This window comes from Gillisella taibaishanensis (assembly GCF_001938985.1).
Classification (GTDB): Bacteria; Pseudomonadota; Alphaproteobacteria; order Rhizobiales; family Rhizobiaceae; genus Allorhizobium; species Allorhizobium taibaishanense.
Genome location: NZ_MKIN01000022.1, coordinates 772707 through 795513, shown reverse-complemented (window position 1 = coordinate 795513; position 22807 = coordinate 772707). Strand labels below are relative to the sequence as shown.

Sequence of the window (22807 nt, the reverse complement as noted above, 5' to 3'; positions counted from 1 at the left end):
ACACCAGCACTCTATTCATCATAGCTATGCCCCGCCCGCAGACCCTCGCGCACGCGATGCGCGATTTCCAGAAATTCCGGCGTTTCCCTGATCCCCAGTGGCCGTTCGCGCGGCAGGGTGGACTCGATCACGTCGGTGACGCGACCGGGCCGAGGACTCATCACCACGATCTTGGTGGAGAGATAGACGGCTTCCGGGATCGAGTGGGTGACGAAACAGATGGTCTTGTTGGTCCGGTCCCAGAGCTTCAGCAATTGCTCGTTGAGATGGTCGCGGACGATTTCGTCCAGCGCCCCGAAGGGCTCGTCCATCAACAGCAGATCGGCATCGAAGGCGAGGGCGCGGGCAATGGAAGCGCGCTGCTGCATGCCGCCTGAGAGCTGCCAGGGGAATTTCTTGCCGAAGCCTGCGAGATTGACCAGCTCGAGTGTCTGCTCGATCCGCTTTCTCTTCTCGTCAGTGCTATAGGCCATGATTTCCAGCGGGAGCGCGATATTCTGCTCGATGGTGCGCCAGGGGTAGAGCGCTGCCGCCTGGAAGACATAGCCGTAGGAGCGCTCCTTGCGGGCATTTTCAGGCGTCATGCCGTTAACGGTGATGTTGCCTGACGTGTGCCGCTCCAGATCGGCAATCACCCGCAAAAACGTGGTCTTGCCGCAGCCGGACGGGCCGATGAAGGAAACGAAATCGCCTTTTTTCACCTCCAGATCCACGTTGGACAGCGCATGCACCGGCCCATCATTGGTCTGGAAGGTCAGACAGAGGTCTTTGGCAGAGACGACGGAGTAGGGATTGTCTGTCATTCAGCAACAAGCTCCGGCGATGATAATCCCTAAAAGGGATTTTTTTATGCGGTTGATTTTTTTATATCTCCTGCGGGACGACTTCTCTCTGGTCCAGCACAACTGATAATTTCCGCAGTATGATTTCGAATGCAAATCCCACCCTCCCTTCCTTTTTTTCTTTTCACGGGAATTAATCGGTCCGAACCAAAGCTGGTTTGTCTGCGAAATGATCCGCAAAGCTGATTGAATATCAAAATCTCTATTTAGTAATGTATCTTTAAATTCTATGTCATTTTCGTTTTCGAAAAAAACAAAATTCCGATCTCCCGAGAAGAATAGCGTATTAATCGCACAGATTCTAAATGCGGTTCCTTCTGTTCTGTTTGATTCTGCTGAAAGCAGTGCTTCTTCATTAGAGATGAATATTGCGCGTCGAACTGGTTTGATGCCGCCCTTTGTTCCTCTAATGTATTGAAGCTCGTAGTAGTACCCAAACGCAACCGAGTTTATGGATTGCAAGGAAAATTTCCCTGCGGACTTAAAATCGTACGGGAAATACATCTGGATTTTATTTTCCATTTTTGTTCCAATATGTAAAACTCAATCCAGCGACCGGCGCTCCCGCTAATCGTCGGGTGCTTCTGAAATCTTCTTGCTGATCATGCCCCTTACACCCCGCTGGCCGGTATGCCCGTGCGTTCCACCTTGCGCGGCGACACAAGCTCCTTCCAGGTTGACAGCGCCTTGCTCACCGCCGGATAGGGCTCGCGCTTGACGAACTTGCCGTGGCCTTCGCGGGTCTTGATCGTGCTTTCCTCGATTGCGACAAGGCCGCGGGTGAGGGTGAAGCGGGGCAGGCCGTTAACGGTCTTGCCTTCAAAGACGTTGTAATCGATCGCCGATTGCTGGCTGGCGGCGGAGATGGTCTTTGTGCGCTTCGGGTCCCAGACGACGATGTCGGCATCGGCGCCCACGAGGATCGCGCCCTTCTTCGGGTAGATGTTGAGGATCTTGGCGATATTGGTCGAGGTAACCGCGACGAATTCGTTCATGGTCAACCGGCCAGTGGCAACGCCATAGGTCCAGAGCATCGGCAGGCGATCTTCTAGCCCGCCGGTGCCGTTCGGGATACGCATGAAATTGCCGATGCCGAAGCGCTTCTGCTCTGTCGTGAAGGCGCAGTGATCAGTGGCAACGCAGGACAGCGAGCCCGATTGCAACCCGGCCCAAAGGCTGTCCTGATGCTGCTTGTTGCGGAAGGGCGGCGACATCACCCGGCGCGCGGCGTGGTCCCAATCCTTGTCGAAATATTCGCTTTCATCGAGCGTCAGATGCTGGATCAGCGGCTCGCCATAAACGCGCATGCCCTTCTGCCGGGCGCGGCGGATGGCCTCATGCGCCTGTTCGCAGGACGTATGCACCACATAGAGCGGCACGCCTGCCATATCGGCCAGCATGATGGCGCGATTGGTGGCTTCGCCCTCGACTTCGGCGGGGCGGGAATAAGCATGCGCTTCCGGCCCGTCATTGCCCTCGGCCAGCAGCTTGGCCGACATGGCAGCGACCACATCGCCGTTTTCGGCATGGACCAGCGGCAGCGCGCCAAGCTCGGCACAACGTGAAAACGAGGCGAACATCTCGTCATCATTCACCATCAACGCGCCTTTATAGGCCATGAAGTGCTTGAAGGTGTTGATGCCCTTGTCCTGCACGATCGTCTGCATCTCGTTGAAGATGCGCTCGTCCCAGGAGGTGATGGCCATATGGAAGGAATAGTCGGCATTGGCGCGGGTGGATTTGTTGTCCCAGCGCGCTAGCGCCTCCAGCAGCGACTGTCCGGGATCGGGCAGACAGAAATCCACCACCATGGTGGTGCCGCCAGCCAGACCCGCGCGCGTGCCGCTCTCGAAATCATCCGCGGAATAGGTGCCCATGAACGGCATTTCCAGATGCACATGCGGGTCGATCCCACCAGGCATGACATAACACCCGGTTGCGTCAAGGGTCTCATCGCCGGAAAGATCAGGGCCGATCTCGGTAATGACCCCGCCCTCGATCTTCACATCTGCCTTGTAGGTGAGATCGGCGGTAACGATGGTGCCGTTCTTGATGACTGTGCTCATGAGTGTTCACCCGTGTGTTTCGTTGTCGTTCCGGTGGCCTTCGGCCCCCCTCATCTGCCTGCCGGCACCTTCTCCCCGCTGGGGAGAAGACACCAAGAGGCGGCCTTTTCATATTCATCTGACGCTTCGGCGTCATGCAAAGGGCGCGGCACACTCTCTCTTCTCCCCAGCGGGGAGAAGGTGGCTCGAAGAGCCGGATGAGGGGGTGGCCGAAGGCCCCAATGCTCGCTCATGCCGATCCTCGTTTCGCCGGATAAAACCGCAAAGTCTCGCAGCTTTCGGTGATCCGACCGTCCAGAACCGCAAGTATTGTTTCAAGAACATCTCGTTTTTGCGAGAGAACCTCTCCGTTCCAAAACCGAAGCACATCATACCCCTGGTCATTCAGCCATGCGGTTCGCGTGGCATCCGAGGTGCTTTCAGCGTGCTGGCTTCCGTCCAGTTCCACGATCAAACGTCGCTCGCGGCAAACGAAATCGGCGATATATGCGCCGAGCGGGACTTGCCGTGCGAATTTATGACCGTTGAGCAATCTGTTTCGAAGATCGCTCCAAAGCCGATATTCAGCCTCTGTCTCGTTCTGTCTTAACTGCCTTGCTTGCCCGGTTTTTCCTGTGCGGCGTTTGGTAATGTCGGTCATGCCCGCAACTCCGGTGACCACCTTGACTTCAGCCTTGGATACGCCCCCCTTGGCGGGGGGCTTCATATGTTCTGCAATCTGATTTCGTGCGGCTTCGAGGCCTTCGGCCCCCCTCATCCGCCTGCCGGCACCTTCTCCCCGCTGGGGAGAAGAGACCCAGATGCACTCGCTTCGTTTTCCCCGACCGTCGTGGTCCCACGCGAAGGGTGCAGCACGCTCCCTCTTCTCCCCAGCGGGGAGAAGGTGGCTCGAAGAGCCGGATGAGGGGGTGCCAGAGGCCATGCTCACCCCACAACCTCCGCCGTTTCCAGCACCGCGTGCAACAACACATCACACCCCGCCGAGGCCCAGTCCTTGGAGATCTCCTCGGCCTCGTTATGCGAGAGGCCGCCCACGCAGGGGCACATGATCATCGTTGCGGGTGCCACCTTGGCGGCCCAGCAGGCGTCGTGGCCGGCGCCGGAGATGATGTTCATGTGGCTGTAGCCCAGCCGTTCGGCGGCGTCGCGCACGCGACCCACCAGCGTGGGATCAAAGGTGACGGGGTCGAAATGGCCGACGGCTTCCACCGAACAGCCGACGCCGAGCGCCTCGCAGATCTTGGCTGCCTCCGCCTCGATCTTGGCGCGCATGCGGTCGAGTTTTTCCTGGGAGGGCGTGCGGATGTCGACGGTGAACACCACCTTGCCCGGCAGAACGTTGCGGGAGTTGGGCGAGAAAAACACCTGGCCGACGCCGCCGACGGCGCCCGGCTGTTCGCTCATCGCGACGTCCTGGACCATCTCGAAAATCCGGCTCATGGCAAGGCCGGCATTGACGCGCAGGTTCATCGGCGTCGAGCCGGTATGGGCTTCGCGGCCGGTCAGGGTAAATTCCAGCCACCACAGGCCCTGACAGTGGGTGACGACACCGATTTGCTTGTTTTCGGCTTCGAGGATCGGGCCTTGCTCGATGTGATATTCGATATAGGCGTGCATCTTGCGGGCGCCGACCTCTTCGTCGCCGAGCCAGCCGATGCGCTTCAGCTCGTCGCCATAGGTCTTGCCCTCGGGATCCTTGCGGCCATAGGCGTAATCGAGCGAATGCACGCCGGCAAACACGCCGGAGGCCAGCATGGCCGGCGCAAAACGGGCACCTTCTTCATTGGCCCAGTTGGTGACGACGATGGGATGCTTGGTCTTGACGCCGAGATCGTTCATCGAGCGCACCACTTCAAGCCCGGCCAGCACGCCGAGCACACCGTCATATTTGCCGCCAGTCGGCTGGGTGTCGAGGTGAGAGCCGACATAGACGGGCAGGGCGTCCGGGTCGGTGCCGGGGCGCGTGGCAAACATCGTGCCCATCTTGTCGACGCCCATGGTCATGCCCGCCGCCTCGCACCAGGACTGAAACAGGGCACGGCCCTCGGCGTCCTCGTCGGTCAGCGTCTGGCGGTTGTTGCCGCCAGCCACGCCCGGGCCAATCTTGGCCATGTCCATCAGGCTGTCCCACAGCCGGTCACCATTCACGCGCAAGTTCGCGCCGGGTTTAGCCGTCATCTGAAAATTCCTAATTTTTGCAGGGGCTTCGATGCTTCTCGAAATCCGCTGTTCCCACTTTTATGTCTGCCGCATGACCGTTGCCGCACCGGTGACGGGAGGCAAAATCTCATGCAGTGGCTCTTATTGTTGTTTTTGAGCCTCGGTTCGTTGCCGGCCATTGCCTTTCTGAGGGCAGTGGTCGATATTTGACCGATTGGTAAACATTACAGCTTCCGGCGCGGCACTCAAGACGCAAAACGCGAAAAATCCGACCAATTTTTTCTCCTGCCTGCCAAAGCGTCAGCGGCGGTCGGGTTTGGTCGATGATCGCAAGAACAGGGACAAAACGGGGAGAGGGAATGGCAATAGCGAGGGCATCGAAGACGCAGCGGCGGACCCGAATTCAGGAGGAGAAGGAAGAGATCATTCTGCAGGCGGCGCTGGACGTGTTTTCCATGCGAGGGCTTCGCGGTGCCACCATCGATCAGATCGCCGAAGTTGCGGGAATGTCGAAGCCGAACCTGCTCTATTATTTCCGCACCAAGGATGCGATCCATCGGGCGCTGATGGACCGGCTGCTCGACAATTGGCTTGAGCCGCTGCGCGCCTTTGACGCCGATGGAGATCCGCAGGAAGAGATCCGCGACTATATCAGGCGCAAGCTGGAGCTTGCCCGGGATTTTCCGCGTGAAAGCCGGCTGTTTGCCAATGAAGTGCTGCAGGGTGCGCCAACCATTCAGGATGTGCTGAGAGGTCCGCTGAAGGATCTTGTCGATGAAAAGGCCAAGGTCATCCGCAGCTGGATTGCGAGTGGCAAGCTCGTGGCTTGCGATCCCTATCATCTCATCTTCTCGATCTGGTCGACCACCCAACACTATGCCGATTTCGACGTGCAGGTGCGCGCCGTGCTGGGCGAGGGCGATGCGGAGCAGCAGCGGTTCGAGCGCGCGGCGCGGTTTCTGGAAGATCTGTTCCTGCGGGGTTTAAGGCCGGACGGCTAGAGTGTTTCCGGGCGCAAAATCAGTTCCTATTTTTCCTGGAAACACTCCAAGGCTCAGTCCGGCAGCAGGGCCATGGCCAACAGGCCCGCGGCAGTGATCAGCGCGCCGGTAAACACCGCCGGTGGCGCCCAGCCATGGCCCATCAGGCCCTCGAGCACTATAATGAAGCTCGGCGTCAGATAGCTATAGGCGAGGACCTTGGGCGCTGGCAGGCGCTGCGAGGCATATTGCAATAGAAGAAAAGTGATCAGCGTCGTGACGACGGCAAGATAGAGCACCAGCCCCCAGCCGAGCCAGGAGATGGCGCCGTAGTCGAGAGCCGCAAGCCTTGGCAGGCCGGGGACCAGCATGAAGGCCAGCGTGCCGACCGCCGACCATAACAGGAAGATCAGCGCCGGCTCGCGCTCGTTGAACTTGCGCAGCAGCGGCACATAGATCGCGTGCGCGGTGACGCCGATCAGATAGATCAGCTCGCCCTTGCCGACATCGAAATGGATCAGCGCCTGCAGGTCGCCGCGAAAGATCACCCAGATGGCGCCGGTCGCGGCAATCAGCAGGCTTGCCAGCACGCCGGGCCGCGTTCTCTGGCGCATCAGCAGCCAGGCGAAAGCGGCACTCATCAGCGGCATCATCGTGAAGATCGCCCCTGTTGCGACTGGCGCAGTAAATTGCAGCGCAATGAACATGCTGATCATGTAGGTGGCCATCAACGCCCCGATGATCAGGTAGCGCCAGGGCCGGCGCGGCAAGGCGAGCGGATAGGACTTTACCTGAAAACACAGAGTGGCGGTGATCGCTATCGTCACGATGTAGCGCAGGACCTGCAGCGCGATCGGATCGATCATATGGGTTGCCATGCCGCCGAAGGAAAAGGATGTGGCCAGCAGAACTGCAAATGTCAGCACCGCCAGATGGGCCTTGAGCTTTTCGCGTCCGCGAGCATGGCTGTTATGGCTGGCAACCTTGCTGGGTGTCTCGGTTGCGGCTGTTGTCGTCGGTATCGTCACGTCATCTTCTCGGAGCATCATTGGCCACAGGCCGTGCGGGCCGCACGGGCTTGTTGCCGGACCATAATCTTTCGGGATCAGCGAGGTCTTATCACGGGTGTAGGCAAAGCGTTAGTGCAATTCGTTTGGACGCGCGCCTTCAAGAAGGCAGCGTTTCCCGCAACAGCGCTCGAGCGTGCATTTGTGATGAAATGTGGCATGGCCCCTTAGACAGCGGCCATCCCCTCTGCAGCGGCACCCATGCGCTCGGTGGCGCGGCGCTTGAGGAGAGCGAAGAAATCATCGCCGTTCATCGGACGGGCCAGCCCGTAGCCTTGCAGCGTATGGCAGCCGAGATCGGCGAGTATTTCGGCGTGCTGGCGGGTTTCGACGCCTTCGGCAATGATTTCGATGCCGAGCGAGCGGCCGATTTCGACGATGGAGCCGATCAGGCGGCGCTGCTGCTTGCTTTCCAGAATCGGTAAGGTCAGCTGCCGATCGATCTTCAGGCGGCGGGGCGACAGTTTCAGCAGGCTGAGGATCGAGGAATAGCCGGTGCCGAAATCGTCGATTTCGATATCGATGCCGAGCACCTTGATCTGGCCGATGGCAGTCGCGGCGGCTTCAGCCTTGTCGTCGAAGGAAATCGATTCCAGCAGCTCGAAGGCGAGACCGCCGGCTGGCAGGGGCGTTTCCTGCAGGCGGGCGACGAGGCCATCATCGAACAGGCGCTGGGCGGAGATATTGACCGATACATGCGGGGTTTCCAACCCATGATCCTGCCAGCGGCGGGCCTGGGCCAGCGATTGCTCGAGAATGCTGTTGTCGATGGAGGCGACGACATTCAGACTTTCGGCTACCGAGAGGAAAGCGATCGGCGGCAACAGGCCGAGTTGCGGATGGCGCCAGCGGGCCAGCGCCTCGACGCCTGTGATCTGCATGGTGCGCGCATCGAATTGCGGCTGGAAATAGGGAATGAAATCGTGGTCCGCCAGCGAGCGCAAAATGGCGTCGGCGGTGCGCTTGGTGGCGAGTGTGGCCTCCTTCAGCGTGTCGGAGAAGAATTCCACCCGGTTCTTGCCGCGGCGCTTGGCCTCGTAGAGCGCGATATCGGCATTGACCAGCGCCTGTTCCAGCTGTGGCTGGGCATTGTAGGACAGCGAAATGCCGATGCTGGCGCTAACTCTGCATTCCTGGCCTTCCCAGCGGATCGGCTGGTTGATCGCCTCGATCAATGCTTCGCCAAGCGCGCGGGCAGCGCCTGTATTGCTTTCGTCGTGACGGACGACCACGAATTCGTCGCCGCCGATGCGGGCGGCAAAATCGCCAGGGGCGATGTGCCCGTTGATCTGGCTGGCCGCGTGGCGCAGCATTGCGTCGCCTGCAGCGTGCCCAAGGGTGTCGTTGATTTCCTTGAAGCGGTCGAGATCGATATGCAGCAGGATGATCGGCTTGCCGCCGCCCTGCCGGTTCTCGACCTCGGCCAGATGCCGGTCGAGGAAGCGGCGATTGGCAAGGCCGGTCAGCGGATCGTGCAGCGACGTGTGCTCCATAATGCGGCGGGCACTCTCCAGCTCGCTGTTCTGGGCCTCAAGCTCCGTCTTGGCATCGTGCAGCGCTTCCTGCATCTTGACGTCAGCCGTAATATTCCAGTTTACCCCGACCATCTTCTTGCGGAAATCGGCATCGCGGTAGACGGAACCGAAGGCGCGGACATGGCGGATCTGGCCGTTGCGGTCGATAATCCGGAACTGGGTCGAATAGCTGGAACCGGTGCGGATCGCGGTGGCCAGCACCTCGGAGGCGCTGTCGCGGTCGTCGGGGTGCAGACTGTTGCTCCAGTCCTCGCGGGTAACGATCGGCCGCGAAGGGTCGCAGTCGTAGATCTGGCGCATGCGACTGTCCCAGGTCAGATCCTCGCTGGCAATGTCCATTTCCCAAACGCCGGTCTGCGAGGAGTCGAGCGCGATCTGCAGGCGTTGCGACAGGTTGCGCAATTTGCGCTCCTGATCATTCAAGTCGGTAATATTCTGTTGCCGTTCTGTCAGCAGATGCGCCACCCATAGAAAAGGGGTAACGATCGTCAGCGCCAGCAGGAACATCACAAGGCGGTGCAGCCAGAGATCTCGGGCCGCCTGTTGCCAGCCGGTTTTGGGGGCTGCGGCCAGCATCCAGGTCTGGGCGCCGATATTGACCTGCATGCGCACAGCGGGACCATCGATCAGTGCCGGATTGCCGAAAAAGGCAATGTTTTCTGCATCCGGTGCGTTGGAGTCTGCGTAAAGCACGACATCGAGGTCGAGGCCGAGATCGTAAAGACCGCTGCCGCGCAACAGGCGCTCGAAATCGACCGTGCCGCGCAACAGGCCATGACCACCGACCGGAGCGGGGGGTTGATCCGCATTGCCCGTTGCCGCCTCGGCAAGCTGAGGGGAGGCGACGGGATAGAAGATCACCAGACTGCGGCCGACATGGGGAAGATCGATCGGTGGCGTGACGACAAACGTATTGGTGCGGGCTGCCTGGAGCGCGGCCTGCGCTTCCTGCGGGCTGGCGAGAAAGTCGCGATTGGTCTCCTCGTTCAGAAGCAGCGGATAGGTAACGCCACTACGCAGATCATTGGAGAGGCTGATGCTGCGCAGCCGGACGGGCCGAGAGAAGAACCGCCGACCGATAGCGGAAAAACGGACTTGGCTCATGTCCGGCTCGGTTTCGATGGCCGCCAGCAGACCTTGCAGCATGCGGATATCAGCCCTGATATTGCCTTCCAGCCGAGCGCGCACCGGGCCCAATTTGTCGCCGATAGAGACCTTGCTGTCTTCGGAAAAGGCTTTGCGGTCCTGGCGGTCGATCAGCATGATGGTGACGAATACGGCCGCGCAGACGATCAGCGCCGGCCAATAAAAGCCGGCCAGCTTCCTGATATGCTCAGCGATGCCACCAATCCTGGCAGATTTGACCATCATCGAACTCTTGAACCTGCGAAATCACACAATTTCCTGCAGTATCTGCGGATGCCACGGTTTGCGCCTGTAGCGCTTCGCAACACGTTTCTGCAAACAGTGCTTGAACTGGACAGTGGACCGATTCCTTTTTTAGGCTTTATGCAGATTTATTGGCTCAATTTCAAAGTATTTATCGAAGCGCTCCAACTTTAGGAAGAATTCGGGGATTTTTGCTCAACCGATCTTCACTGCGGAAATGTCACGCTTGCGTCTTTCTGCTGTATGGCACAGTCACCTCAAATAAAACTCTGAGGAAGTTTTAAATTGCACCTAAGGGTTTGTGAGGTCGTTTGTCTGCGGTAGTTCAAGGGCGACATACACGGCAATCGGAAGCGTATAATTTCATCAATTTTTACAATCAGCACATGAAAAACTTTAAAATTCCTGAAATTTTTCAAGCGAATTTGGTCGCTTTCGTTTCATATTATATGAATAATATTTAAAATACAAATGCCGATTGCGGCGTTGATGCGGGTTGATAAGCAGCATTGAGGACGTGAAAAAGGCGCCGGGCGGTTGATCCGCCCGGCGCCTTTTTGATGAAGCAGGTCTCGCTCGCATGTGCGGGCTTTGAACCTGAAAGGCCGATTATTCGGCCGCCTGTACCGCCATCGGATTGTTGGGGTGGGTCGTCCAGTTGGCATAGTTGGGATCGACAGGCCTGCCGGTGCGCTGGTCGAGCGTGCCGGGTTCAAGCCCAACCATGGTGATGCAGTTTTCGACAGGGCAGACGTTGACGCAGAGATTGCAGCCGACGCATTCGTCTTCCATCACCTCAAACTTGCGCAGGCCGTCGACAATGCTCGTGATCGCCTGGTGGGACGTGTCCTCGCAGGCGATGTGACAGCGGCCGCATTTGATGCAGGCATCCTGATCGATATGCGCCTTGGCGACATAGTTGAGGTTCAGGTATTTCCAGTCGGTCACATTCGGTATGGCGCGGCCGCAGATGTCGGCCAGCGACGCGTGGCCCTTGGCATCCATCCAGTCGGAAAGGCCCGAGATCATTTCCTGGACGATCTTGAAGCCATAGGTCATGGCGGCGGTGCAGACCTGGACATTGCCGGCGCCGAGCGCCAGGAATTCTGCCGCATCCCGCCAGGTTGTAACGCCACCGATGCCTGAAATCGGCAGGCCATAGGTTTCGGGATCGCGGGCGATTTCCGAGACCATGTTGAGGGCGATCGGCTTGACCGCCGGGCCGCAATAACCGCCATGGCTGCCCTTGCCGCCCACCGTCGGGACCGGCGCGAAACTGTCGAGATCGACCGACACGATCGAGTTGATCGTGTTGATCAGCGAGACGGCGTCGGTGCCGCCGCGCTTGGCGGCGCGGGCAGGGTTGCGGATATCGGTGATGTTGGGCGTCAGCTTGGTGATGACGGGCATGCGGCTATACTGCTTGCACCAGCGCACCACCATTTCGATATATTCCGGCACCTGGCCGACGGCGGCGCCCATGCCACGCTCCGACATGCCGTGCGGACAGCCGAAGTTGAGTTCGATGCCATCGGCGCCGGTCTCTTCCACCAGCGGCAGGATGGCCTTCCACTCGGCTTCCTCGCAGGGCACCATGATCGAGGCGATCAGGGCGCGGTCCGGCCAGTTCTTCTTGACCATCTTCATTTCCTGAAGATTGACCTGCAAAGGCCGGTCTGTGATCAACTCGATATTGTTGAGGCCGAGCAGGCGACGGTCCGCCCCGAAGATCGCGCCGTAGCGCGGGCCGTTGACGTTGACGACCGGCGGGCCTTCGGAGCCCAACGTCTTCCAGACGACGCCGCCCCAGCCCGCCTTGAAGGCACGCTCGACATTATAGGCCTTGTCGGTAGGCGGTGCGGAGGCCAGCCAAAAGGGGTTGGGCGATTTGATACCGACGAAATTATTTCTGAGATCAGCCATGGTTCAATCCCTCCGGCTCAAGCGACAGCGCTGACGTCGGCCGTGCTAACGGCAAACATCCGGTTGATGCTCTCGGCCGCGTCGCGGCCCATGGCGACGGCAGACACCGTCAGGTCCTGACCACCGAAGGCGCAGTCGCCGCCGGCCCAGATGTCTGGGATCGATGTGCGGCCTTCGTCGTCGATGGCGATCTTGCCGCCCTGCATCGCCAGGCTGTCCTGACCTTGCGGGTCGAGCTTCTGGCCGATGGCAACCAGGATGTGATCTGCCTTGATCTCCGCGGTGTGGCCGGTGCCTTTCATCAACCCATTTTCCAAATGGGTATATTCGAAGGTGATCGAGGCGACACGGCCGCCGTGATGGGCGATCTCCTTGGGCTGCAGCCAGTGCCGGATGGTCACGCCCTTGGAGGCCGCGAGATCCTGCTCGAAATCGGAGGCATTCATGTGCTCCTTGCCGCGGCGGTAGCAGATGGTAACGTTTTCCGCCCCAAGCAGCTTGGCCTGCACCGCGGCATCGATGGCGGTCATGCCGCCGCCGATGACGACGACGTCACGGCCCACAGCCACATCGCTTTTCGCTTCGGCCTGGCGCAGATGGGCGATAAATTCCACCGCATCCACGATGCCATTGCTGTCGGCGCCGGGGATTGTCAGCATATTGACGTTACCAAGCCCGGTGCCGAGGAAGACGGCATCGAACTGAGCCTGAAGCTCGGCAAGGGTGAAGTCGCGGCCGAGCATCTGGCCGTTGAGCACCTCGATATTGCCGATCGAGAGGATGTAATCCACCTCCGCCTGGGCGAAATTCTCCGGCGTCTTATAGGCGGCGATGCCGTATTCATTGAGGCCGCCGGCCTTAGGCCTGACGTCGTAGATAGTCACGGCATGGCCGTGCATGGCCAGCCGATGCGCGCAGGCAAGGCCTGCCGGACCGGCGCCAACCACCGCGACCTTGCGGCCGCTGGAGGGGGCGGGGGTATAGAACTGCCGGCCGTTCTCGATGGCGAGGTCGGTGGCATAGCGCTGCAGCCTACCGATTTCCACCGGGCGCTCTTCGGCGGTGTTGCGCACGCAAGCCTCTTCGCAGAGCTGTTCGGTGGGACAGACGCGGGCGCACATGCCGCCGAGGATGTTCTGGTCGAAGATCGTCTTGGCCGATCCCGTCGGATTGCCTGTCGCAATCTGGCGGATGAACATGGGAATGTCGATCGACGTCGGACAGGCCGTCATGCACGGCGCATCGTGACAGAAATAACAGCGGTCGGATGCAACGAGCGCTTCGTGATCGCCGAGGCGCGGATGCAGGTCGGAGAAGTTTTTCACATAATCGGCAGCATCAAGCCGCCCGGCCGTAAGGCCTGGTTCCAGTCTTCGCATCGCAGTTCCCTCTTTTTTGTTCGAAGCGATTAGCAAAATCGTAGCTCAGGAAAAAAAATTTATCAAACGGTAAAATTATGAGGTGGGCGAAATGGCATGATTTTCATAAGCCTTTATAAGTAAAGGAAATTTCGTCGGATTCTTGGCTCGGAGAAAGGTGCGAATATGAGCCAAAAAACATGATGAAAATCCTCCACTATATACTTTACTCTTTTACTCATGTTTTGTAGGGTGCGACCAACAACAGCATGGCACATCGGAATGGCACCACGCCGCCGCCGCCGCAGTGAGGAGACGGTCTATGGCAAAGAATGGCAAGGCAAGGAAGAAGCAGGGGGAGAAGCGGTCCGTGATGGCGGCGCCTGTCGACGACAAGGGCGCGCAAGACAGGGGTGGGCCAGATATCAAGAGCTTCCTCTATGTCGGCGGGCGCGATTGCCAGGTAGCGCATCTGCGCCAGATCGCCACCAATTTCGGCGCCGAACTGATCCATCACGATGGCGGCCTGCGTGAAGCGGTGTCGCGCATCGATACTGTTCTGCCCTCGGTCGACTGCGTGTTCTGCCCGATCGACTGTATCAGCCACGACGCCTGCCTGCGGGTGAAGAGCGGCTGCAAGAAATTCGGCAAGACCTTCATTCCGCTGCGCAACGGCTCGAAGTCCAGCCTGGAGCGGGCGCTGCAAAGCCTGAACGACCGCGCCTAGAGTTTGTCAGGGAAAAGTGGAACCCGGTTTTCCCGAAAAGACAAACGAAAACAGGTTATTCTGGGGTAATTGAGGACAGATTATGCATGACATGAATGACGGCAGCCTTATGATCGAGCTGCACAAGCTGGGCGGCGAGGCGGGCGAGGGTCTTGCCGGCCTGCTTTACGAACGCGCCGAGGATGCGCGCGAGTGCCAGGCGGCGATGGCCGAGATTGTCAGGCTTCCCGGCCTGCATGAGCGGCCGGTGTCGCGCACCCAGCATCTGGCCCAAGGCCTGCGGCGGGAGGCCGTCTCAGCCCAGGTAATCGATTTTCCCGCCCCGCAATGGCGCCGCAACGCCGAGCGCCGCCAGCAGGGGCAGTAAAGCCAGCTACATCAGGGCAAATTCAACGTATACCGGTTGGCAAAGGCCGCTCCTCTTTCCGATCTCCTTGCCTGAGGGGGAGATGCATTCCAGGCAAAGAGGCGAGGCAGAGTGGGGTGTTACACGGCAACACCTTTGCGGTCCGGACCGCGCCATGAAAAGCATTATTTCCTCAGCAGAATCGCCCGGAGTGCCAGAAGCGCCCAACCGACCATCATCGCGATACCGCCTGTTGGTGCGGCCATGGGAAACAGGCTTTGACCGGTCCATTGCTTGACGGCGAGATCGCCTGCAAACAACAATACGCCAAGCCCGATCACCAGACCCGACAAAGTCGCGGTACGCACCTTCTCGCCAGCCAGATAAAGCGCGAGCAGCGCCGGCGCATGGGCAAGCGCGATGGAGGAGGCGGGGCCGAGCAGATTACCGGCCCCTGTCACATGCGCTGCCGCCGCCGCCAGCCCGACGCCTGATGCGCCGAACAGGCCGGACAAGACGAGCAGCAGCGGCCGCAACCGGGCGAGCATCATGGTTTATTCCTTGTTCTGCATGTGATGAGCGAGCTTTTCGATCGGCGGCCAGATGATCTCGCGCAGTTTTTCATGGGCAATAGTCTCGTCCATGGCGCGGCGGAAGCATAACAGCCATTCATCCCGCTCCTGTGGCCCGATCTCGGCGACAAAATGACGACGGCGCAACATGGGATGGCCACGCTTTTGCATATAGACCGGCGGCCCGCCGAGATAGCCGGTGAGGTAATCGTAAAACCGCTCTTCGCTCTCGGTCAGGTCAGCGGGATGGATTGCCCGGCAATGCGCCGCTTCCGGCAGCGTATCCATCAACTGGTAAAACCGCGCAACCAGCGCCTTCACCGTCGCGTCCCCGCCAATCGCTTCATAAAGCGTGATGGTCTTCTCGTCACTCAAATCCTGCCCTCGACTGTCGTTGCCTCTTTTGCCGGGTTTGTCGGCGGGAGGCAACGGGCGAGAGCAGGATGTGGCGATGAGGCGCAGGGCTGGTTTGCCGATGTTGCCAAGGCTAATGCAGTTTTAAGGTGTATCGTGCATTTTGTTCGATATTGTCCTGCGCCGACCGACATGGGCGAGGCTTTTTATTTTTTTGCTACTTAAACGATAAAAAGGGGTTCCACTAATGAAATATTCCCTGTCTCTCGAATTCGACACTGATGTGCTGGCCAATATCAAGGCCGCTGGCCAGACCGTCGCGATTGCAAAACCAGTCGGAACTGGCGCGCCAAACGTCATCTGGCTGACAATCGATCCATTTCAAACAAACACTATCGAATGGGAAGAGGATTACTGGATTTACGCTTCGAAGGTCGATGTTAGTCATGGCGCGACGATCGACAAGCTTACGGAGGTTACTCCGGGGCCTGCTCTGGATGGCGGTTACTATGAGTTGGACGAGAATTCTATTTTTGGCCCGTTCCGCAAGAACAACAGCGTCTTTACCGCTGCAACCGGAACCTCTGCCGCAATCAACAATATGACCTATGATAATTACCCATCGCTGACATTCGGCCTGTCTCAGACCGCTTTGGTCAATCAGACCCTGCACGAGCGCAAGCCGATTTCGGCCCAGACGGTCCTTGCCACGCAATCCGTTCGAATAGCTCCGTCCGCTGATTTGCACCTTTGGCTACAGTCAGAGCACAAAAGCCAGACGATCATCACGGAAATCGCTGGCACGCCCAGCGTGGCCACATTCGGCAGTGGCGTCAACGATATCGCCCTGAAATATGATCCGATTCAGGGCATTTTCATCCGTGCTTGAGCCTACCGTATAATTCTTTAAATCGGAATCGATTCAATGGGGAAAATACCTAGCAGAATTAAAGGGTTGTAGCGTCATTTGAGCGTTTTTTAACGCGCCCGGCGCTGTAACGTCGCCTGAAATACTAAAGGTCTGTCTATGAAATTTTCACTTTCGCTTGAATTCGACACGGATGTGCCCGCCTCTCTCAGAGCCTCTGGGCGAACCGTCGCGGTGGCAAATACCATCGGATGGGAAGAGGAATACTGGATGTATGTTTCTGGGCCAATGTCCAGCGTGGTGCGTCTATTCACATGCTGACAGTTACTCCGGGGTCTGCTCTGGATGGCGGTTATGATAATTTGAACGAGAATTTTATTTTTGGCCCGTTCCGCAAGAACAACAGCGTCTTCCCCGTTGCCGCTGGCAGAACCGCGCCACCGTCACCTTCACCGTCGAATTGCCACCGATCGCTTCATAAAGCGTGATGGTCTTCTCGTCACTCACATCATGCTCTCGACGGTTTTGTCTATTTTGCCGGGTTTGGCAACGGGCGAGAGCGGGATGTGGCGCAGGGAGCGCGGTGCTTCCTTCATCCCCGACTGTCGGCTCCAGCCCGTTGTCACGCTCGACAGGTCGAGGTGGCGGACGTGAGAGCGTTTCTTGGAAACACTGAAACGCTCTCACCTTTTATTTCCAAGCATTTCCGGAGGGAGAGGCCGGCATCCACTTTTCCTGGAAATGCTCTATCACGTGAAGTGCCTTGTGCGGATGGAGGAAATAATGGCTCTTATGTCTTCGCTTTCTCCCGGTTCAATTTTCTGAAGAGCCGGTTGCAGCGCCTTGGCTAGCGCGCCATCGGGAGTGTCCACCAAGCAGGTTAGAATCCAGTATTTCCACATTTCGTCCTCGGAATGCAGAATTGGCTCCAGATCCTTGACGAGGTGTGCGCCTATGGATGCCAGCACAGGCACCAACGCCTGGGCGACAGGCCAGTTCAAATCCTGCATCCAGGTCAGCAGGACGGGCAGGATCGGCCGTAGCCGTTCATAGAGACTGGCTTTAAGGGCGGTGACCGCTTCGAGGTCAGTTTTGTCTGCCGGTATGAACTCATGCAGGTCACTGGGGATACGCGATAAATCGAAGTCAGGCACTACTTTCGCGATCCAAGTCAAATCTCGTTCCATCTCAGTTCACCTGTCCCGTTCTTGAATCATAAAGGTCATTCGAATAATTGCTGACAGCTGGATTGTCCCAACTGTTGTCGTCGGCCAAAGCGGCTCTGGTTTGGGCCCATTGTGTCAAGGCGACGTTCCCGCCTTCAGTTGGACGAACGGAGTGATGGTTGGGATCGTTAGCCGTTGGCGTTGCAATCGCCGAGACGATTGTGAATGTATCATCGTCGAGCATCTGCGCTCGGTTCAGAGGGAGTGTTGTTGAAACGGAGAGGCCGCGAGCATAGCCCTGGAGATCTTGTGGATCGCGTGGTGTGAAATTCATGGGCGTGAAATTCCCTAAGCGATAGTAGGTTGTCATCGGTCGTTTCCTATTTTCCGTGTTTGGATCGACGAGCGCGGCTTCATCTTGTTGCGATCTTCAAATGTGTCCGATCCTTCTGGCCTGAGCCATTGTTTCGTTCTGGCGTATCGCGTTGCCGCAAGCTCGCTGAACTTGATTGCGCGGGTTGCTGTCGGTTTCGGAGTTGATTGACCGGCGACCGGTACGCAGGGGTGGGAGTACCGGCCGCCGACGCGCAGCCGCAAAGGTAGGGCCTTGGTGGGGAAGGTGGCTTTGCGGTCGAGCGTGTTTATGATCAGACGCCGGCGAAGATGCCGTGGATCGGATCGTATTTCAGGCTGATCTCGGTGACGCTGCCGCCGAACTTGGCGATGCTGGGGGTGCCGGCGATTTCGGTGATGATCGTCTGGCTTTCGAATTCGGCCTGCAACCAGATGTAGACATAGGTGAAGGGCGTCATGCGGATCGACTGGGTGGCGAGTACGGTCTGAGCCGAAATCGGCTTGCGCTCTTCCAGCTTCTTGTTGACCAGAGCGTCCTGGGCGAGACCGAAGGTCAGGGACGAGTAGCGGTCGTAGTCCATGTTGTTGATCGCGGCGAAGGTGCCGGAGGCGACCGAGAGCGCGCTGTTGTTTTTCCGGAAGGGTCCGAAGATATTGTTGTTGGTGAATTCGTAATAACCGCCATCCAGCGCCGGGCCCGGCGAGACTTCGCTCAGTTTATTGATAGAAGCGCCATGTTCAACGCTGTCGGTCGAAGCATAGATCCAGTAGTTTTCTTCCCATTCGATGGTTGTAACCTGGAAGGGATCGATATCGACCCAGATGACGTTCGGGGCGCCGGAGCCGACCGGCTTGGCAATTGCCACACGCTGCCCTGCGTCCTTGATCAGGCTCAGAACGTCGGTATCGAACTCGAGAGATAGGGAAAATTGCATGGTTTTCAGATCCTTGGGTTGGGGTCTCGTCAGACTGTTCGGGACGCTCGCCGTCTCGAAAGCCTTCCAATTTGCAACCCAAAAGTTCGAAAATGCAACCCTTAGATGTTGTTTGATTAGAATGCTGCCATGGGGTGGTGGGCGTTTGGCCATTGCTTGCGCGCCTGCGCCTGCAAGAAATGCATTCGACAGAACTGCGCAGACATCAAAAAAATAATCTCAGGTAGATTTTTGTATTGCTAGTATCCATAAGTTGTGGTTAAAAGGGAACCATTCTGATACGGTTACTTCCGTCATCTTCTTGGCGCGTTCCTACGGATTCATCCGGGCTAGGGCGGCAAATTTCATGTTGTGAATGATATCAATGCGTATTGGCTATGCTCGCGTTTCGACCTGTGACCAGAACCTCGATCTGCAACTCAAGGCATTAAAAGATGTCGGATGCGACCAGATCTTTTCCGATCAGGGCCTGTCTGGAACGAGCCGCAACCGCCCGGGCTTGGCGCAGGCGCTGGCAGCGCTAATGCCGGGCGATACGCTGGTCATCTGGCGGTTGGATCGGCTCGGCCGGTCGCTTTCGCATCTGATCGAGATGGTGAAGAGCCTTGAAGACCTGGGGGTGGGGCTGTATTCCATCAATGAATGCATCGATACGGCCTCGGCCGGCGGCATTCTGATTTTCCACATCATGGGTGCCTTGGCCGAGTTCGAGCGCAGCCTGATTTCCGAGCGTACCCGCGCCGGCATGTCGGCGGCACGCCAGCGCGGCAGCGCCATCGGCCGGCCGCTGAAGCTCAGCATGCAGGATCTTGAGGAGGTTCGCGGCGCTATCGGCGGAGGAGCGCTTAGCGTGCAGCGGGCGGCGCGCGACATGGGCATCAGCCGTGCAACGCTCTATCGGGCGCTGAGGCGTAAGACGGCCTTCCAGTGACGGCGGACGTTGCAGCTTGAAGCCGCAGCGTCCTTCGTCGTGACGCGGTTTAGATTAAAGCAATTTCAAGCCGTCACGCTGCGACCTGCTTGAAGAACTGCATGCTGGCCTCCACGGCGTGCGGGATTTCGCTGCTGTGATTGCCTTCCACTTCTTCCGAAGAAATGGTCGCACCCGCGGCCCGTGCCCGTTTCAGGAGCAGGGCGGCATTGTCTTCGAAGGTGGTTTCGGTCTCGGCGTGTAGCAGCTTCACCGGGCATTTGAAGCTATGGGCATAGCAGACGGCGCTGCGCACCTCGAATTCGTGCGGGCGGCTGTCGTCGAAGCGGATATCTTCGGGGTACCGCTTGAAGAAGCGGAATGCGTTGGGATTGCCTGAAATCGGCACAGCCGCGCGGAAGCGGTGGGTGCTCATCGCGCCGAGCATGGCAAGCGTGCCGCCAACGCTGTGGCCGGCGAGAAACAGGCGCTCGCGGTCGACGCCCGGCAGATGCGACAGCCGCTCGGCGGCGGCGAGGACATCGTCCACTTCGTCATAGAAACCGGAGAAGATACCCATCTGGCCGTTTTCGCCGCGCATCGTCGGCATCATCACCACATACCCGGCGTCGATATAGCCCTTCAGCGGCGTCCATTGGCCGGCGCCCATGGCGTTGCCACCATGCAGAAACAACACGGCTGGTCTGGACTTGCGCTCGCGCTTGTAGTTGGACACCCAGGCAGCAAGCGTCAGCTCGCCACCGCGACCGGAGCGATAGAAGATCCGGCTGGCGCCTTCCGGCGGTTCCAGCGGCTCGTATTTGTCGGGGGCGGGGCCTTTCTGCAGCAGCCTCGTGTGGAACCGCTCGCGCATCTTCATGTAATCATGGTGCAGCAGGCGCGGCTCGGTCGGAATGTCGAAAGCCAGTGCTCTCGAGGGTATGGCAAGCGGCGCGGCCAATGCTGCTGCCATGCCGGCCAGCAGCGTACGCCGCGTCGGCTCAATTTGCGTGCCCGGCGCGTCGTGCGATCCCATGCCCTTGTCCTTCATGCTTTGTCTTTCCCTGCCGTTTCCACTTATGCACATCCGGTCCACATTGGGCCCGGAACGGTGGCTGCCGACCCATAAAGACCATCGGTTGCGCGGGCGGAAAAGGCCCGGTTGCGCCGCATGTCGTGATTCGAACAATCCTGTCGCAAGCCTACCGTATAAAACCGCAAATCGGAATCGATTTCACGCCGAAACCGGGCGGTTCCGCGCCGTGAACCACCGATGCCTCACAAACGGCGTTACGCTCGCAGGCCAGGCCCGCAGCAGAAGTCGCCGCCATACCTTTTTTATCGTGGCGCCAACCGGTCTCGGCGCCAAGACAAATTTAGGTGACCGCAGCAGACCATGTCCTGGCCGGCTGCGGTCTGTGGCTTGGGAGGGCCAGCGGAAGGAACGAGAAGCGTCTGGCATGGATAGCGCACGCGGGGGGCTGCGGTCCTCATGCGGCCCGCCCATGGGCGGGCGTATGAGCCTGGCTGCCAAAGCCGGAGGCCGCAGTCGCCGTGCCCGACAGCTTGAACTGGCCGATCATCTCCACCAGCTTGTTGCTTTCTGACGCCAGCGTGGAGGCCGCGGCGCTGCTCTGCTCGACCATGGCTGCATTCTGCTGGGTGGTCTGATCCATGCTGTTGACGGCGCTGTTGACTTCGCCAAGGCCGGTTGCTTGTTCCCGGGCGGCGGTGGAGATGGCGACGATGTGATCGTTGACCTGTAGGATGAGGTCGCTGATGTCGGTCAGCGCCGTGCCGGTGTCGCTGACCAGCTTGACGCCGCTTGCGACTTCCGTGGTCGAGTTTTGGATCAGGTCCTTGATCTCCTTGGCGGCCTTGGCCGAACGCTGGGCCAGTTCACGCACTTCCTGGGCAACAACGGCAAAGCCACGACCGGCTTCGCCCGCACGCGCCGCCTCAACGCCGGCATTCAGTGCCAAAAGGTTGGTCTGAAAGGCGATTTCGTCAATCACGCCGATGATATTGGAAATTTTCGAGGAGCTGTCCTCGATCCGGCTCATGGCCTCTACCGCCTGGGCGACGACATTGGCCGAAGCTTCGGCATTGGCCTTGGCCTTGGCGGCAACGGTGCGGGCATCCTGAGCGCGCTGGGCTGAGGAATTGACGTTGGCCGTGACTTCATCGAGCGCCGCGGCGGTTTCTTCCAGGCTGGCGGCCTGGGTTTCGGTGCGGCGTGACAGGTCGTTGACGCCCTGGCTGATTTCGCGCGAGCCGTCGCTCATCACTCTCGTGCTGGCCGCAATCAGCTTGAACGTATCTCCGAGTTGCGAGACCGAGCGGTTGAGGTCATGGCGCAGGAATTCGAAATCGGCAGCGAAGGGTTCCGTCAACTGGAAGGCGAAATCGCCGGAACACAGCCGCTTGAGGCTGTCTCCCAACGCCGAGACGGTTTGTACGCGCGCCGTGACGTCGGTGGCAAATTTCACCACTTTGACAACCTTGCCGTCCATGTCGAGAATTGGATTGTAGGAGGCGGCGATGATGACCGTGCGACCGTCCTTGGTGACGCGCTTGAATTCCGCCGCCTGAAATTTGCCGCTCCGCAAGGACTGCCAGAAGTCGCGGTATTCCTGCGAGGTGGCATAGTCCTTGGAGACGAAAATGCTGTGATGCTTGCCGCTGATCTCGCTCAGCCGGTAGCCGAGGATCTGCTGGAAATTGTCGTTGGCACTCAGAACCTCGCCATCGACGCTGAACTCAATAATCGCCTGCGACCGGCTGATTGCGGCCATCTGGGCGGCATAGTCTAAGTTAAGCAGGCGCTCCTTGGCATCCGCCCACTCAACCACGAAACCGTAGACCTTGCTTCCCTTCTTCAGCGGCGTCACCAGAAGATCGAACACGCGGGTGCCGACCCGGATCGTGGCGGCATGGCGCTGCTTCAGTGCCGCCAGCATTCCGCGCTGGTGGGCGGGGTTCTTATGGAAGACGTCGATATTGCTGCCAATGAGTGTCGATACGCTGAACCGCGGCAATTCCTTCTTCAGGTCGGGCTCCGCTTCTTTCAGCAAGTCGATGACGGCAGGGTTCATATAGGTAATGTTGAGGCCGGCATCGGCGACCATGATATTGGCCTTCAAGGCCTCCAGGGCCAAAAGCTTGCTGGTCGTCTTTGCACCTTGAAACGCGTCGATACCCATTACAGCTCTCCCATCTGTCCCGGCGCTGATCCGCGACGTGGCGGCGCTGCAG

21 protein-coding genes are annotated in these 22807 nt (G+C 58.8%); 5 read left to right on the top strand and 16 right to left on the bottom strand.

From position 1 onward, the window contains the following. Window positions 1-11: 11 nt before the first annotated feature. The 5 genes from BJF91_RS14830 to BJF91_RS14810 all read right to left on the bottom strand — a co-directional run bounded on the left by BJF91_RS14830 (window position 12) and on the right by BJF91_RS14810 (window position 5086). Window positions 12-803 (bottom strand): ABC transporter ATP-binding protein, encoded by a 792-nt coding sequence (locus tag BJF91_RS14830; protein ID WP_075615231.1) that lies wholly within the window; start codon window positions 801-803, stop codon window positions 12-14. After that, a complete protein-coding gene (locus BJF91_RS14825; protein ID WP_075615230.1) occupies window positions 804-1364 on the bottom strand; it encodes a hypothetical protein in 561 nt (186 codons plus the stop codon). Between the two features lie 89 nt (window positions 1365-1453). Beyond that, window positions 1454-2908: a dihydropyrimidinase gene (gene hydA, locus BJF91_RS14820; RefSeq protein WP_075615229.1), complete on the bottom strand. Its 1455-nt coding sequence runs from the start codon at window positions 2906-2908 to the stop codon at window positions 1454-1456. Window positions 2909-3137: 229 nt separating this feature from the next. Then, complete coding sequence (locus tag BJF91_RS14815) at window positions 3138-3665, bottom strand: endonuclease domain-containing protein (protein ID WP_407639885.1); 528 nt, start codon at window positions 3663-3665, stop codon at window positions 3138-3140. A gap of 167 nt (window positions 3666-3832) precedes the next feature. Continuing rightward, on the bottom strand, window positions 3833-5086 hold the full coding sequence (locus BJF91_RS14810) for a Zn-dependent hydrolase (protein WP_075615227.1): 1254 nt from the start codon (window positions 5084-5086) through the stop codon (window positions 3833-3835). A gap of 341 nt (window positions 5087-5427) precedes the next feature. Here BJF91_RS14810 and BJF91_RS14805 point away from each other — a divergent pair, with 341 nt between their 5' ends. Next, window positions 5428-6069 (top strand): TetR family transcriptional regulator C-terminal domain-containing protein, encoded by a 642-nt coding sequence (locus tag BJF91_RS14805; protein WP_075615226.1) that lies wholly within the window; start codon window positions 5428-5430, stop codon window positions 6067-6069. Between the two features lie 53 nt (window positions 6070-6122). Here the strand turns inward: BJF91_RS14805 and BJF91_RS14800 are convergent, their stop codons facing one another. The 4 genes from BJF91_RS14800 to BJF91_RS14785 form a co-directional block, all read right to left on the bottom strand. Continuing rightward, window positions 6123-7076, bottom strand: a complete 954-nt coding sequence (locus tag BJF91_RS14800; RefSeq protein WP_234801628.1) for a DMT family transporter — start codon at window positions 7074-7076, stop codon at window positions 6123-6125. Between the two features lie 206 nt (window positions 7077-7282). Further along, window positions 7283-10021 (bottom strand): putative bifunctional diguanylate cyclase/phosphodiesterase, encoded by a 2739-nt coding sequence (locus tag BJF91_RS14795; protein WP_075615225.1) that lies wholly within the window; start codon window positions 10019-10021, stop codon window positions 7283-7285. A 627-nt stretch (window positions 10022-10648) separates the two neighbouring features. After that, window positions 10649-11962 (bottom strand): NAD-dependent dihydropyrimidine dehydrogenase subunit PreA, encoded by a 1314-nt coding sequence (preA, locus tag BJF91_RS14790; protein WP_075615224.1) that lies wholly within the window; start codon window positions 11960-11962, stop codon window positions 10649-10651. Between the two features lie 17 nt (window positions 11963-11979). After that, window positions 11980-13341: an NAD(P)-dependent oxidoreductase gene (locus BJF91_RS14785; RefSeq protein WP_075615223.1), complete on the bottom strand. Its 1362-nt coding sequence runs from the start codon at window positions 13339-13341 to the stop codon at window positions 11980-11982. Window positions 13342-13693: 352 nt separating this feature from the next. On the opposite strand from BJF91_RS14785, the gene BJF91_RS14780 reads away from it, so the two are divergent. Together BJF91_RS14780 and BJF91_RS14775 are read left to right on the top strand one after the other, a co-directional pair. Further along, on the top strand, window positions 13694-14047 hold the full coding sequence (locus BJF91_RS14780; protein WP_234801647.1) for a DUF2325 domain-containing protein: 354 nt from the start codon (window positions 13694-13696) through the stop codon (window positions 14045-14047). A gap of 82 nt (window positions 14048-14129) precedes the next feature. Further along, entirely contained in the window at window positions 14130-14414 is a 285-nt protein-coding gene (locus BJF91_RS14775; protein WP_075615221.1) for a hypothetical protein, read from the top strand. A gap of 164 nt (window positions 14415-14578) precedes the next feature. Here the strand turns inward: BJF91_RS14775 and BJF91_RS14770 are convergent, their stop codons facing one another. Continuing rightward, complete coding sequence (locus tag BJF91_RS14770) at window positions 14579-14944, bottom strand: DUF423 domain-containing protein (protein ID WP_075615220.1); 366 nt, start codon at window positions 14942-14944, stop codon at window positions 14579-14581. Window positions 14945-14947: 3 nt separating this feature from the next. Continuing rightward, the gene (locus tag BJF91_RS14765; protein WP_075615219.1) at window positions 14948-15340 is read right to left on the bottom strand and encodes a group II truncated hemoglobin; all 393 of its coding nucleotides are present in this window, start codon (window positions 15338-15340) and stop codon (window positions 14948-14950) included. Between the two features lie 226 nt (window positions 15341-15566). Between BJF91_RS14765 and BJF91_RS14760 the strand changes: the two genes are divergently transcribed. Further along, window positions 15567-16208, top strand: coding sequence for a hypothetical protein (locus tag BJF91_RS14760; protein WP_075615218.1), 642 nt, complete (start codon window positions 15567-15569; stop codon window positions 16206-16208). 728 nt (window positions 16209-16936) lie between these two features. Here BJF91_RS14760 and BJF91_RS14755 read toward each other — a convergent pair. From BJF91_RS14755 to BJF91_RS14745, 3 genes are all read right to left on the bottom strand, one after another. Further along, the gene (locus BJF91_RS14755; protein ID WP_075615217.1) at window positions 16937-17374 is read right to left on the bottom strand and encodes a DUF5071 domain-containing protein; all 438 of its coding nucleotides are present in this window, start codon (window positions 17372-17374) and stop codon (window positions 16937-16939) included. Between the two features lies 1 nt (window position 17375). Continuing rightward, a complete protein-coding gene (locus BJF91_RS14750) occupies window positions 17376-17723 on the bottom strand; it encodes a hypothetical protein (RefSeq protein WP_075615216.1) in 348 nt (115 codons plus the stop codon). Between the two features lie 277 nt (window positions 17724-18000). Then, a complete protein-coding gene (locus tag BJF91_RS14745; RefSeq protein ID WP_075615215.1) occupies window positions 18001-18642 on the bottom strand; it encodes a hypothetical protein in 642 nt (213 codons plus the stop codon). 364 nt (window positions 18643-19006) lie between these two features. On the opposite strand from BJF91_RS14745, the gene BJF91_RS14740 reads away from it, so the two are divergent. Beyond that, a complete protein-coding gene (locus BJF91_RS14740; protein WP_075615214.1) occupies window positions 19007-19573 on the top strand; it encodes a recombinase family protein in 567 nt (188 codons plus the stop codon). A 73-nt stretch (window positions 19574-19646) separates the two neighbouring features. On the opposite strand, the gene BJF91_RS14735 is transcribed toward BJF91_RS14740, so the two are convergent. Further along, window positions 19647-20588: an alpha/beta hydrolase family protein gene (locus tag BJF91_RS14735; protein WP_075615669.1), complete on the bottom strand. Its 942-nt coding sequence runs from the start codon at window positions 20586-20588 to the stop codon at window positions 19647-19649. A gap of 454 nt (window positions 20589-21042) precedes the next feature. Next, window positions 21043-22755 (bottom strand): methyl-accepting chemotaxis protein, encoded by a 1713-nt coding sequence (locus BJF91_RS14730; RefSeq protein WP_075615213.1) that lies wholly within the window; start codon window positions 22753-22755, stop codon window positions 21043-21045. Between the last annotated feature and the right edge of the window lie 52 nt (window positions 22756-22807).